Source organism: Pseudomonas sp. NPDC090592, assembly GCF_044769185.1.
GTDB lineage: Bacteria > Pseudomonadota > Gammaproteobacteria > Pseudomonadales > Pseudomonadaceae > Aquipseudomonas.
On the sequence record NZ_JBIVXJ010000012.1, the window covers coordinates 62566 to 76179 of the forward strand.

General features: G+C 62.6%; 11 protein-coding genes. 2 read left to right on the plus strand and 9 right to left on the minus strand.

Features of this window, described 5'->3' with window-relative positions; genetic code table 11:
• Position 1: 1 nt before the first annotated feature.
• Both ACIQUI_RS13060 and ACIQUI_RS13065 read left to right on the plus strand, forming a co-directional pair.
• Positions 2-1372: an MFS transporter gene (locus ACIQUI_RS13060; protein ID WP_403198983.1), complete on the plus strand. Its 1371-nt coding sequence runs from the start codon at positions 2-4 to the stop codon at positions 1370-1372.
• 156 nt (positions 1373-1528) lie between these two features.
• A complete protein-coding gene (locus ACIQUI_RS13065) occupies positions 1529-3928 on the plus strand; it encodes a membrane-bound PQQ-dependent dehydrogenase, glucose/quinate/shikimate family (protein WP_403198986.1) in 2400 nt (799 codons plus the stop codon).
• 816 nt (positions 3929-4744) lie between these two features.
• Here ACIQUI_RS13065 and ACIQUI_RS13070 read toward each other — a convergent pair.
• The 9 genes from ACIQUI_RS13070 to ACIQUI_RS13110 all read right to left on the minus strand — a co-directional run bounded on the left by ACIQUI_RS13070 (position 4745) and on the right by ACIQUI_RS13110 (position 13582).
• Positions 4745-5449, minus strand: a complete 705-nt coding sequence (locus ACIQUI_RS13070) for a GntR family transcriptional regulator (protein WP_403198989.1) — start codon at positions 5447-5449, stop codon at positions 4745-4747.
• A gap of 97 nt (positions 5450-5546) precedes the next feature.
• Complete coding sequence (locus ACIQUI_RS13075; RefSeq protein ID WP_403198991.1) at positions 5547-6581, minus strand: proline racemase family protein; 1035 nt, start codon at positions 6579-6581, stop codon at positions 5547-5549.
• A gap of 70 nt (positions 6582-6651) precedes the next feature.
• Positions 6652-7671, minus strand: a complete 1020-nt coding sequence (locus ACIQUI_RS13080) for a proline racemase family protein (protein ID WP_403198994.1) — start codon at positions 7669-7671, stop codon at positions 6652-6654.
• Between the two features lie 10 nt (positions 7672-7681).
• The gene (locus ACIQUI_RS13085) at positions 7682-9163 is read right to left on the minus strand and encodes an aldehyde dehydrogenase family protein (protein WP_391131541.1); all 1482 of its coding nucleotides are present in this window, start codon (positions 9161-9163) and stop codon (positions 7682-7684) included.
• Complete coding sequence (locus ACIQUI_RS13090) at positions 9160-10440, minus strand: NAD(P)/FAD-dependent oxidoreductase (protein ID WP_403198996.1); 1281 nt, start codon at positions 10438-10440, stop codon at positions 9160-9162. Before ACIQUI_RS13090 ends, ACIQUI_RS13085 begins: the two co-directional genes overlap by 4 nt.
• Positions 10441-10498: 58 nt before the next feature.
• Positions 10499-11374 (minus strand): 4-hydroxy-tetrahydrodipicolinate synthase, encoded by an 876-nt coding sequence (gene dapA, locus ACIQUI_RS13095; protein WP_403198999.1) that lies wholly within the window; start codon positions 11372-11374, stop codon positions 10499-10501.
• 28 nt (positions 11375-11402) lie between these two features.
• Complete coding sequence (locus ACIQUI_RS13100) at positions 11403-12068, minus strand: ABC transporter permease subunit (RefSeq protein WP_391131536.1); 666 nt, start codon at positions 12066-12068, stop codon at positions 11403-11405.
• A 10-nt stretch (positions 12069-12078) separates the two neighbouring features.
• The gene (locus ACIQUI_RS13105; RefSeq protein ID WP_403199003.1) at positions 12079-12750 is read right to left on the minus strand and encodes an amino acid ABC transporter permease; all 672 of its coding nucleotides are present in this window, start codon (positions 12748-12750) and stop codon (positions 12079-12081) included.
• 10 nt (positions 12751-12760) lie between these two features.
• The gene (locus ACIQUI_RS13110) at positions 12761-13582 is read right to left on the minus strand and encodes an amino acid ABC transporter ATP-binding protein (RefSeq protein WP_403199005.1); all 822 of its coding nucleotides are present in this window, start codon (positions 13580-13582) and stop codon (positions 12761-12763) included.
• Between the last annotated feature and the right edge of the window lie 32 nt (positions 13583-13614).

Here is a 13614-nt window from a genome sequence, read left to right on the forward strand (position 1 = left end):
GATGAGCGCGTCGAATGTAGTGGATGTGCATACGTTTCTGGATGCCCGGCCGATAGGTCGTCAGCAATGGCGGGTGATCGTGCTGGGGCTGTTGATCCTGGTACTGGACGGCTTCGACACGATGATGATGGGCTTCATCGCGCCGGCGCTGATCCAGGATTGGGGCTTGCAGCGCCAGGTGCTCGGGCCGCTGATGATGAGCGGCCTGGTCGGGTTGTCGCTGGGGTCTTTGTGTGCCGGCCCATTGGCCGACCGCCTCGGTCGGCGCTGGGTGATCATCCTCTCGGTGGCGTTCTTCGGGTTCTGCTCACTGGCCTGCGCGTTCGCCCAGGATCTGACCATGCTGACCCTCGCGCGCCTGCTGACCGGTGTCGGGCTGGGCGCGACCATGCCCAACATCACCACCTTGCTGGCCGAGTGCGCGCCGCTGCGGCGCCGCTCGACCCTGGTCACCTCGACCTGGTGCGGGTTCGGCCTGGGCGGGGCGTTGGGGGGGCTGCTCAGCGAGTACCTGATCGAGGACTATGGCTGGCAGGCGGTGTTCGTGGCCGGTGGGGTATTGCCTTTGCTGCTGGCCGTGGCCTTGTTGGCGCTGTTGCCGGAGTCGCTGCGCTTCATGATCCAGGCGGGCAAGCCCCAGGCGCGGATCGTAGCCGCGATCAATGCCCTGGCCCCCGGTACTGCCGATGCGCGCACCCAGGCCATCAGCACCGAGCACAGTGACCTGGGTAACGCCCGCCAGGGCCTTGGCAGCGTGTTGAAGGGGCCATATCGCCTGGGTTCGCTGATGATCTGGCTGGCGATGTTTGCCGGCTTTCTCAACCTGTACCTGCTCAGCAACTGGCTGCCGATCACCGCGCAGTCTGCAGGCATGACCCTGTCCCAGGCCGCGTTGATCGGCGCGGTGCTGCAACTGGGCGGGGCGGTCGGCGATTTCAGCGTCGGCCTGAAGATGGACCGCTGGGAGCAGAACAACGTGGTCAGCCTGATGTTCGCCGGCAGTGCGGCGATGTCGCTACTGATCGCGATCTGGGCCGGGCATGCGTGGGCGCTGTATGTGCTGGTGTTCAGCCTGGGCTATTTCATGATGTCTGCGAATGCCGGCTGCTTTGCCCTGGCGACCAATTTCTACCCCACGGCGATCCGCGCCACCGGGGTCAGTTGGGTCTTCGGCATCGGCCGCACCGGGGCGATTCTGGGGGCGGGCGCGGGGGCCTTGATGATGGGCTGGAACTGGTCGATCACGCATATCTTCCTGTTTCTGTGCTTGCCCTCCTTGATTGCCGTCATCGCGATTCAGTGCAAGCGCCTTCATGCGCTGAAAGGGCCGTCCACGACGGCAGTGTCAAATGCGACTGATGACGAGAGCTAGCCTTCGCGTCACGCACTGGGCGCAGGGCCTCTATTACGGGGCTTCCAGCTCCGCAATAAAATGAAATAGTTGCACGCAAGCTGGGATTCCAATTTGTATGCTGATCTGTATGCATGCGACAATCTGTCCTTTGGCAATCTTTGAAGGACTGTAAACGTGGTAGACGATGTGATTCCGAGCCGTCTGGGGCGCGCGTGGCTAGCCACCCTCGGGGCGATTATTCTGTTGGCGGGCCTGTACTTCATCGGGGGCGGTGCCTGGCTGGCATCGTTGGGGGGGAGTTGGTACTTCCTGATCGCTGGCGTTCTGTTGATTGCAGCAGGTGCCATGATCATTCGGCGCCGATTCGTCGGTGTGCTGCTGGTGGCGGTAGTCGTTGCGTATACCGTTATCTGGGCGCTGCTGGATGTCGGCCTGAAGTTCTGGCCGCTTTTGTCGCGGGTGTTCGCTTTTGCAATCATGGGTGCTGCGGTGGCGTTTTCGGTGCCGCTTTTCACGCGTGCTCGCAAAGCCCGTGTAACAGGCGCGGCACTGGGGGCGGTGGCTTCGGTAGGTATCGTGCTGACCGCCATCAGCGCTTTCCAACCCAAGAACATCATTCGTGATGCCGAGTCTGTAGCAGCGGCACAGGATGTTGTGGTCAAGAAAACCGAAGGTGAAGCTGGCGACTGGAAGGCCTGGGCGGGCGATAACCATGGTTCGCGCTTCTCGCGCGTAGGGGATATCACGCCGGCGAACGTTAAGGACCTGAAGGTTGCCTGGACCGCACACACTGGCGAGGCCGTGGTACCGGGCCTGGGCGATGCCGAAGACCAGAACACGCCTTTGCAGGTGGGTGACAGTTTGTACGTGTGCACCACCTACAGCACCGTCATTTCCTACGACATCGATACCGGCAAGGAAAACTGGCGTTACGCCGCGGGCAAAGGCAACTCGACCTACCAGCGCTGCCGTGGCATGGCTTACTTCGACGCCACCACTGCCAAAAAGTCTGCTGCGGTACCGGGTGCCGAGGCTGATGCCCCACTGGATGCATCCGTCAGCCCGCAACGCCTGATCTTCCCGACCGGCGATGGTCGCCTGGTGGCTGTTGACGCGCATACGGGCAAGCCGGTCGCCAACTTTGGTGACAACGGTGCAGTAGACCTGAAAGTCGGCATGGGCGAAGTCAAGCCTGGTTACTACCAGCAGTCGTCCTCGCCGCTGGTTGCCGGCAACCTGGTGATCGTTGGTGGTCGGGTAATCGACAACTTTGAAACCAACGAGCCGCCGGGTGTGGTGCGTGCCTTCGATGCGGTAACCGGTACGCTGGTCTGGGCGTGGGACCCGGGTAACCCGCAAGTTACCCGTGAGCCTCTGTCGCCTGAGGGCTATACCCGCGGTACGCCAAACGTCTGGGTAGGCATGTCCTACGATGCCGAGCTGGGCATGGTCTACCTGCCTACCGGCAACGCCACGCCTGATTTCTGGGCAGGTTTCCGTACTGATGCCGACGACAGATACGGCTCGTCCATCGTAGCGGTCAACGTTGCCACTGGCCGCCCGGTGTGGTCGTTCCAGACTGTCCACCATGACATCTGGGACTTCGATGTCACCGGCCAGCCGCTGGTGTATGACATCGCCAATGACGATGGTTCGGTGTCCAAGGCATTGTCGGTCACTTCCAAGACCGGCATGATCTACCTGCTGGACCGCACCAACGGCAAGCCACTGGCCGATATCAAGGAACTGCCGGTGCCGCAGGGCAACCTGCCGGGTGAGCGCTACTCGCCGACCCAGCCGCACTCCGTGGGTATGCCGAACATCGGCAACCAAACCCTCAAAGAGTCCGACATGTGGGGCGCAACCCCGTTCGACCAGCTGATCTGCCGCATCATCTTCAAGTCGAGCCGTTACGACGGTGTGTTCACCCCGCCGGGCGAAGACTGGGCGATCCAGTACCCAGGTTCGCTGGGTGGCATGAACTGGGGCGGTGTTTCGGTTGACCCGACCACCGACCTGATGTTCGTCAATGACCTGCGCCTGGGCCTGCACTACAACATGGTTCCGGCCAAGGATATCCCGCCAGGCACCGGCAGCAGCGAAGGCATGGGCATCATCGTGCAGAAGGGCACGCCGTTCGGTACCTGGCGCGAGCGCTTCATGTCGCCGTTGGGCGTACCGTGCCAGGCGCCGCCTTTCGGTACGTTGTCGGCCGTCAACCTGAAGACCCACAAGCTGGTCTGGCAGGTGCCGGTAGGTACGGTGCAGGACACTGGCCCGCTGGGTATCGCGACTGGCCTGCAACTGCCGCTGGGCATGCCGACCCTCGGCCCGTCGCTGGCCACCCAGTCGGGCCTGCTGTTCTTTGCCGGCACCCAGGACTTCTACCTGCGCGCCTACAACAGCCGCACCGGTGAAGAAGTGTGGAAGTCGCGTTTGCCGGTTGGCAGCCAGAGCGGGCCGATCACCTACCGTTCGCAGAAGACCGGCAAGCAGTATGTTGTCATCTTCGCCGGTGGTTCGCCGCACTCCGACAAGCGCGGTGACAGCGTGATTGCGTACGCCTTGCCATAAGCAAGCCAGGCAGCACGTGTACAAGCGGTCCAGGCTCGGTATTGCACCGGCCTGGGGGAATGCCAGTCAGTTAAGCCTACAAGGCATATTGGGGCTGCTGTGCAGCCCATCGCCGGCAAGCCAGCTCCCACAGGTGCCGCGCACATCTCAAGCTTTGCGCAGTTCCTGTGGGAGCGGGCGTGCCCGCGAATAATGCAACACGGTGCATGGCACCGGCTGCGCCGGTGTTCGCGGGCTCGCCCGCTCCCACAGGTGTCGCGCAGATCTCAAGCTTTGCACAGTCCCTGTGGGAGATTGCCCAGCCCATTGGGCTGCGCTGTCGCGCAGAACACTGATGCCGGGCGCACCGCGTACCCTGTGGGAGCGGGCTTGCCCGCGAAGAATCCAACGCGGTGCATGGCACCGGCTACGCCGGTGTTCGCGGGCTCGCCCGCTCCCACAGGTGTCGTGCAGATCTCAAGCTTTGCGCAGTCCTGTGGGAGATTGCCCCGCCCGTTGGGCTGCGCTGTCGCGCAGAACACTGATGCCGGGCGCACCGCGTACCCTGTGGGAGCGGGCGTGCCCGCGAATAATGCAACACGGTGCATGGCACCGGCTGCGCCGGTGTTCGCGGGCTCGCCCGCTCCCACAGGGTCCCTGCTAAATCAGTAAGTGACGTGCAGCCTCTGTGGGAGCTGGCTTGCCGGCGATGGGCCGCGAAGCGGCTCCGAATGGCTTGACTGACTGGCACTACGGCCTGGGCCGTTTTTTTATCTATGGTAGCAATGCGGGAGGGGGTATCCCGATGTTCAGCCGGGACGACCAAGGGCCTGTACCTCAAGCCACCGACATGCGCGCTGTAAGGTTCTGCTGCATGTAGTCCAGAAAACGCCGCTGGAACAGCATGGTGTGCTCATGGGCAGCGGCTTCCGCAGCATCTGCATCACGCGCTTCGATGGCATTGATGATTTCGTCGTGGTCGCGACCCAGTTTGTGGGTGCTTGCCGAACTTACGATATGGTCGAAGTGCAGGTGAAGCAGGCGCTGCCCTTCGCCCAACAGGCGCTCGTAGTAGTTGATGAAATAAGGGTTGCGACCGGCGTGGGCAATGGCCATGTGGAAGGCCTTGTTCAACTCCGACATGGACTGGAAGTCACCCGTGGTTACTGCCTTGAGGTAGTCGGCGTCGGCCTTGCGGATTTTTTCGAGGTCTTCCGGGCGATGTTGAATGGCTGCCAGGCGCGTGACTGCACGTTGCATCAGGTCCAGTGCAGAGATGTAGTTGGGGAACTCTTCAATCTCGAACGGTGTAACCAAGGTGGTACGGTTCGGAAGGATAACCACCAGGCCTTCAGTAATCAGCCGGGCCAGTGCATCCCGCACGGGGGAGCGAGACAGGCCGAACTGGGCGGCAAGCGACACTTCGTCAAGTTGCACCCCGGGCTTGAGTTTCAGGGTCAGGATCTGCTTGCGCAACTCTTCATAGATGTAGCGCCCACTGTGGCGACGCACGCCACTTTCTTTATCATTATCTTTAGTCATCATCAGGTCTCATCAGCTTTGGCCTGTATCATACAGGCCGGGCTCTGTCATGGTGCAACTCCTGTCGGCCGCCCAATGAGTCATGGCAGTCGCGGGCTCAGGTGCTTTCCATCCAGGTATCGGACAGTGTGAAGCCCGCTGGATAAGGGTCGGTAGGGTCTATGCCCATCTGGTAGAAGCCGGTAATCCACGCTTGACCCGCGATGGCGGGAATCACCGCAGGGTAGGGGCCGACTTCGCCCAGGCTTTCGATACTACAGGTGAACCGGCTACCGGTGATCGACTCATGGATGAATGACTCACCAGGCGCAATCAGCCCGCGTGCGTGCAGTAACGCCAGTCGGGCCGAGGAGCCGGTGCCGCAAGGGGAGCGGTCACAGCGCCCCGGTGAGACGACCACGCAGTTCCTGGCACTGAGTACACCGCTTTCACGGCGCAGCGGGCCCATGAACTCGGTATTGGTGATGCCCGGAATCGCCGGGTTGAGTGGGTGTTCTACAGACAGTTGCTCAACGGCTGCCTGCTTGATGCGTTGCCCCACTTCGCACAGTTCCCGGGCTTCGGACGGGGTTATGCTGAAACCCAGGTCTGCGGCCTCGACCATTGCGTAGGTCATGCCACCATAGACGATGTCGACCCGAACGGTACCCAGCCCTGTTACTTCAATGGTGCGGTCGCGGTAGTAGCAGAACGCAGGCTGGTTGACCAGCCGCACACTGGTGACCTTGCCGTCCTTGCATTCGCAGCGGACGCGAATGAGCCCCGCCGGGGATTCGAGCGTAAGCTGTGTCACCGGCTCGTGCATCGGCAAAATGCCGGTTTCGAGCAGTACCGTTGCCACGCACATGGTGTTCGAGCCCGACATGGCGGGATACTCGGTCGTCTCGAGGATCACATAGCCCATGTCTGCTTCGGGGTGATTGGAGGGCAGAATGATGTTGGCATTGTGCCAAACCGCGCCTCGCGGCTCGAACAGTACCAGTTTGCGTATGTGGTCCATGTGGGTTTCCAGATGGACCCGTTTGTCGAACATGGTATGGCCTGCCACCTGGCCCACACCCCCGACTATGACCTTCCCGCTTTCACCTTCGGCATGACAATCCACTACAGACAGCACTTGCTTGAAACGCATGGCTTTACTCCGTTGAGGGCATCAGAAAGCCGTGCCCAGGTATGCGGGCACGGCTGCAGGGGCAATGCGGTCAGCCTTCTCCCCAGGTGTCGCTGAGCATGAAGCCAGCAGCGAGCGGATCATCCGGATCGACCCCCAACTGCTGAAGGCCGTACAGCCAGGCTCGCCCGGTTACCCGTGGCAGTACCGCCGGCTTGCCGCCGATTTCTGTATGGCCGAGCAGGGCAATCTGGAACTGGCCGCCAATGGTCGACTGCGAGACCAGGTGGTCCCCGGCCTGAACCTTGCCGCGTGCGGCCAGTGTGGCCAGGTTGGCCGAGCTGCCGGTACCGCAGGGGGAACGGTCGACCCGGCCAGGGGGCAGGGTGGTGCACGTCTGGTAGGTGCGATCATCCAGGCGGTTGCGGAACATCACATACGCCACCTCGTTCACCGACGCAAGCAGCGGGTGCTGGATGTTCAGTTGCCGGTTGATTACCTCCCGTAGCGCTACGCCAGCATCGGCCAGCTGCCGGGCATTTTCCGGTGCAATCGATAGCCCGACCTGCTCAACGTCGATCAGCGCGTAGTACACACCGCCGAACGCCACATCGATCTTGATCGTGCCGAAGGCTTCGGTTTCGACCGCCAGGTCCAGGTGCTCGACAAAGGCCGGCACCATGTCCAGCGACACGTTCAGGCAGCGGCCGTCTGCGCATTGGGCGCGAGCGGTGACCAGGCCCGCTGGCGTGTCGAGCACTACCGTGGTTTCCGGCTCCTGCATGGACACCATGCCCAGTTCGAGCAGGGCGGTGACCACGCAGATGCAGTTGCTGCCTGACATCGGGTGGGCCTTGTCGGCCTGCAGCACGATGAAGCCGGCTTGAGCCTCGGGCCGGGTCGGCGGCAGCAACAGGTTGACCGACATCTGCAGGCAGCCGCGCGGCTCCAGCGTCACCAGGCGGCGCAGGCTGTCGTCGACTTCGTTGATGTAGTTCATCTTGTCGAGCATGGTGGCACCCGGGACGCCGATGACGCCCCCGGTGATGACCTTGCCGATCTCGCCTTCGCAGTGCACCTCAGCCAGCTGAAGCGTCTGTTTCCAACGCATGGGTGTTACCTCACTTGATGTACCAGCCCCAGGGCTGTTCGCTGTCGTAGCGGGTGATCTGCTTGGTTTCCAGGTAGTTGTTCAGGCCCCATTCGCCCAGCTCGCGGCCGATGCCGCTGGTCTTGTAGCCGCCCCACGGTGCTTCGGTGAAGGTCGGTTGCGAGCAGTTGATCCAGACGATGCCGGCGCGGAACTTGCGTGCGACACGTTCGCAGCGCTCGATGTCCCTGGACATGACCGCGGCGCCCAGGCCGAAGCGCGAGTTGTTGGCCGACTTGACCGCTTCTTCTTCGGTGTCGAACGGGCGGATGCACACCACTGGCGCGAAGATCTCTTCGTTCCAGATCCAGCTGTCTTCCGGCACATCGGCGAACACGGTCGGTTGCAGATAGAAGCCCTTGTCCAGGTGTGCCGGGCGTTCGCCACCGCAGACCAGGCGCGCACCTTCTTCCAGGCCGCGCGAGATGGCTTTGAGTGTACCCTCGTATTGGCTGCGGTTGACCAGCGGGCCGAGCAGCACGCCTTCTTCCATGCCGTTGCCGATCTTGATCTTGCGGGTTTCCTCGGCCAGGCGCTTGAGCAGCGGCTCATAGGCCGAACGCTCGACCAGCACGCGGGAAGTGGCCGAGCAGACTTCGCCCTTGTTCCAGAAGATGCCGAACATGATCCACTCGACGGCTTTTTCAATGTCGCTGTCGGCGAAGATCACGAACGGCGATTTGCCGCCCAGCTCCAGGGTGACATTCTTGATGTCCTGGGCCGCGGCTTGCATGATGCGGCTACCGACCGGCACGCTGCCGGTGAAAGCCAGCTTGTCCACGCCTGGGTGCGCGGTGAGGGCGGCACCCACCTTGGAGCCTGGGCCGGTGACGATGTTCAGCACACCAGCAGGCAGGCCGGCTTCATCGGCGATGCGGGCCAGCTCCAGGGCGGTCAGCGAGGTTTGCTCGGCGGGCTTGAGGATGATGCTGCAACCTGCGGCCAGGGCCGGGGCGATCTTCCACGAAGCCATCAGCATCGGGAAGTTCCACGGCACGATGGCGCCGGCGACGCCGATCGGCTCTTTACGGGCCAGCGAGCTGAAACGGTCGTCGGACAGGGCCACAGGCTTTTCACGGTTGCGGTCCAGCTCTTCGGCCAGGTTGGCGTAGAAGTCGAAGCAGCCGGCCGTGTCGCCGATATCCCACATGGCTTCCGGGAACGGCTTGCCGTTGTCGCGCACTTCCAGTTCGGCCAACTCCTCCTGGCGGGCACGGATGCCGTCGGCGATCTTGCGCAGGTACTCGCCACGCTCTGCGCCGCTCAGGCGCGGCCACGGGCCCTCGTCGAAGGCAGCGCGGGCAGCCTTGACCGCGATATCGATGTCTTCTTCGCTACCCGAGGCCACACGAGTGATCAGGCTCTCGTCGCTTGGGTCATACGAATCGAAGCTGCCGCCCAAAACAGGGCTTACCCATTGGCCATTGATGTAGAACTGGTCGTAGCGGTTCATGCAGTACCTCCAATAAGGGCGAAGCGGCGAGCGCTGAAAGCAGACAGGTTTTGTGCCGGTGTACGGTTTGCCGCCAGGTCGGCGACCAGGCGGCCGGTGGTGGCGCCCAGGGTCAGGCCGAGCTGGCCGTGGCCGAAGGCCATGATCACGTTGTTCAGGCGGGGCGAGCGGTCGATGACCGGTTTGGTGTCTGGCAGGAACGGCCGATAGCCGACGCCGAACTCCATGCCTTGGGTATTGAGTTGTGGCAGCACGCGGCGGGCCTTTTCCATGATGATTTCGGCGCGCTTGAAGTTCGGTTCGGCGCCAGGGGCGGCGAACTCGATGGTGCCACCGATCTGCAGGCCGCGGGTCATCGGGGCGAAGCAGAAGCCGCCATCGGCGTAGATCACCGAGTGGCGGATTTCCACATCAGGCGTGGGCAGCACGGCCTGATAGCCCGCAATGCCGGCCAGCGGGATGTTCACACCAAGGCTGTCGAAGAATGGGCGAGCCCCGGTTCCGGCCGCCACGACCACGTGGTCGGCTGGCAGGCGGGTGCCGTCGGCCAGGGCCACGCCGCTTGCGCGGTCGTGGTTTTCTTCGATCTTCACGGCCTTCTGACGCAGGCGCACGCCACCTTGGGCGATGAAGCTTGCGGTCAGTGCGGCAATGAAGCCTTCGGTATCGCTGACCGCGCGCCAGTCAGGGAACATCAGCCCATGCTGGAACTTACCGGCCAGTGCCGGCTCCAGGTCGCCAATGGCGGCGCCGTCGAGTTCCTCGGACTTGAAGCCCAACTGCTGGCGCAGCTCCAGGTGCGGGCGCTCGTGGGCCAGGCCGGCTGGCGAGTCGAACACTTCAAGGATAGGGCGGTCGCCCAACAGGGTTTTGTCCGGGCAGGCATCCAGCAGCGGGGCGTAGTCGGTGTAGACGTGTTGGGTCAGGCGTGCCATGTCCTCGGCGATCTCATGGATCTTCGACGAACGTGCGCAGGCCAGAAAACGCAGGAACCAGGGCAGGATGCCAGGCAGGGCGCTGGGGCGCAGTGCCAGTGGGCCTTTCTGGTCCAGCAGCCAGCCCGGGATCTTCATCAGAATGCCCGGTTTGGACAGTGGAATGACTTCACTGACCGCCATCTGACCGCAACTCCACTTGGCGGTACTGTCGCCCGGTGCGGCGGGGTCGATGAGCGTGACCTTGTGGCCTTCGCGCTGCAGGTACAGCGCGCAGCAGACACCGACGATACCGCCGCCGATGACTACGGCGTTCTGCGATGACGATTGTGGGGTGTTCATGGGTTTGTCTCGTATCCAGAGAGATTGCGAAGGGGCCGCCGGGCGGCCCCGTGTTGCCTTACTGCTGCGAAGCTTCGAACACTTTTCGGAACTCGGCTTTTTCTTCATCGGTCAGTGGCAGCAGCGGTGCGCGGGCGTTGCCGACCTTGAAGCCAGCCAGCTCGGCGCCGTACTTGACCTTCTGCACGAACTTGCCGCTTTCCAGGTTGGCCATGGCCGGGAACAGGCTGCGCATGACTTGCTGGGCGCCACGGATGTCGCCGCTGGTGAAGGCTTTGTGGAAGGCCACGACCTTCTCCGGGAAGATGTTGGCCGGGCCGCAGATCCAGCTGTCGGCGCCCCACAGGTAGAAGTCCAGCGCCTGGTCGTCGGAACCGCAGGACAGCTGGATGCCTTTGTATTTTTCACCGATTTCAATGGCGCGCAACAGGTTGCCGCTGCTCTCTTTGATGCCGATTACACGCGGGTGTTCGTGCAGGGCGGCAATCACGTCCAGCCCGACCTCGACGTTGGTACGGATCGGGTAGTTGTAGAGCACCACATTGATCTCGGGGAAGGTCTCGAGAATGGTGTTGTAGTGCGCCAGCAGTTCTTCCTGGGATGGCAGTGCGTAGTACGGCGGGGCGATCAGCAGGTTGGTGTAACCGGCATCGACGGTTTGCTTGATCTGCTCCAGCACTTCGCGGGTGCAGGAACCGTTGGCGCCGGCGATCAGGGTGCCGCGGTCACCGACCACTTCCTTGACGGTAGCCAGGATCTGGCGGCGCTCGTCATTGGCCAGTGCGTAGTATTCACCGGTCGAGCCCAGTGGCACGAAGCCGCTGACACCGGCCTTGAGTTGGTGCTCGAGGATCGACGCCAGGGTGTCGTGGTCGACTTTGCCAGCGGCGTCGAACGGGGTGACCAGGGCGGGCAGGATGCCATTCAGTTTCATGGTGGTTCTCCAGGTTATCAAGGGAGGTTTAGTAGGCGTAGCGGCGCAGCAAGCGCCCTTCGACCACGCCGACCATGCGGGTCAGCGGGAAGGCCACGAGGAAATAGATGACCGCTACCGCCGAAAGGAACTCGACCGGGCGGGCAGTGCTGTTGGAAATGTTCTGGCCGACAAACATGAGGTCAGCGACACCCACCGAAGAGATCAATGCGCTCTCCTTGAACAGGCTGACAATGTTCGACAACAGTGGCGGCACCGAGCGCAGCAGGGCCTGCGGGAAGATCACGTACAGCACCTTCACCTTCGACGTCAGGCCCAGCGCGGTGCAGGCGTCATGCTGTTCACTGGCGATCGACTTGAGTGCGCCACGGAAGGTCTCGCTGGTGATTGCCCCCATGTACAGCGTCAAGGCGATCAGCACCGACACGTACGGCGGGATGTCCAGGCCGAATACCACCGGGAAGCAGAAGAACACCCAGAACAGCTGGATCAGCAAGGGCGTGCCGCGGAAGAACTCCACATAGAGGGTCAGCGGCAGGCGCACCAGTTTGAGCTTTACCTGGCGCAGCAGGCTGACCGCAAAGCCAAGCAGGCTGCCGAGCAGGGCGCACACGCCGGTGAACGCCAAGGTCAGGGCCAGGCCCTTGAGCAGTACGGGCCAGTAGCCCAGCACAACCGAAAAATCGAGTGGCATGGTGGTTTCCTCAGCGCTGTCCGGCCAGTTCCTGGCGACGCTCGAACCACTGCACCAGCTGCGCAATTGGCAGCGACATGGCGAAGTAGATGAGGGCGATCAGGGTGTAGGTTTCCAGGGGGCGATAAGCCTCGGTGGCCAGGCTCTTGCCCACGTACATCAGGTCGGCGACCGCGACGATGGCCACCAGTGCGCTTTGCTGCAGGGTGCCGATACCGTTGGTGATCAGCACCGGCAGCGCGCTGCGCAGCGATTGCGGCAAAATCACGTACAGGGTGCGTTGCCAGCTCTTCAGGCCCAGGGCGATCGAGGCATCCAGGTGCTCGCGCGGCACTGCCTGAACACCGGCGCGGTACGCCTCGGCATTGAACGCGGTCAGGTTCAGGCCCAGCGCCAGGAAGCCCATGGCGATGGGGTCGATGAACACGTTGAACAGCATCGGCACGCAATAGAAGAACCAGACGATCTGCAACAGCGCCGGGGTGCAGCGGAAGAACTCGATGAACAGCTGTGCGGGCCAGCGAATGAAGAACCAGCGGCTCAGTGTCAGCAGGCACAGCAGGAAGCCGCAGACGACACCGATAAGGTTCGAGACCAGTGCCAGTTCCAGCGTTACCTTGAGCCCGTCAAGCAGCGCGGGGAGGGTGCCGCTGAGGAAGTGGAAGTCGAATTGGTAGTTCATGGCAGTGCCCTCACTCGAAATGCACGACCTTTTCCAGGAACTCGCGGGTGCGGGCTTCCCTGGGTTGGGTGAAGATCTGTTCGGGGTGGCCTTGCTCGACCACCTTGCCGTTGGCGCAGAACACCACGCGGGTGGCGATATGGCGGGCGAAGTGCATGTCGTGGGTGACGATGATCATCGCCATCTTCTGCTCGGCCAGCTGCATCATCACGTTCTGCACTTCGATGACCATTTCCGGGTCCAGCGCCGAGGTCACTTCATCGAACAGCATCAGGCGCGGTTCCAGCATCAGTGCACGGGCGATGGCCACGCGCTGCTTCTGGCCGCCGGAAAGCTGGCTGGGGTAGGCGTGCAGTTTGCTTTCCAGGCCCAGGCGGGCGAGATAGGCGCGGGCTTTTTCGGTGGCCTCGGCCTTGCCCAGGCCATGGACCTTGACCGGTGCCAGGATCAGGTTGCCCAGCACTGAAAGGTGCGGGAACAGGGTGTAATGCTGGAACACCATGCCGATCTGCTTGTGCAGCACCTCATCGAGCGGTTTGCCCTGTTTGCGCGCACCGTCGATGTAAGGCTTGCCCTGGAACTGGATGCTGCCGCCCTGGATGCCTTCCAGCCCCATCAAGACGCGCAGCAACGAACTTTTGCCGCTACCGGACGGGCCGATGATGACCAGGCGATCATCGGCGCGCATGTCCAGGTTCATCTGGTCCATCACTACCAACTGCTCGCTGTAGGCCTTGCGCACGCTGCGCAACTGGATGAAATCGCCGTTCATGTCGGAATTCGGGGTGAGCGAAGCCTGTGGCTGGGAAGCCACCAAATGAGGAGTGGTCATTACAGTCGTCTCCGGAGGGGCCCTGTGCCGGG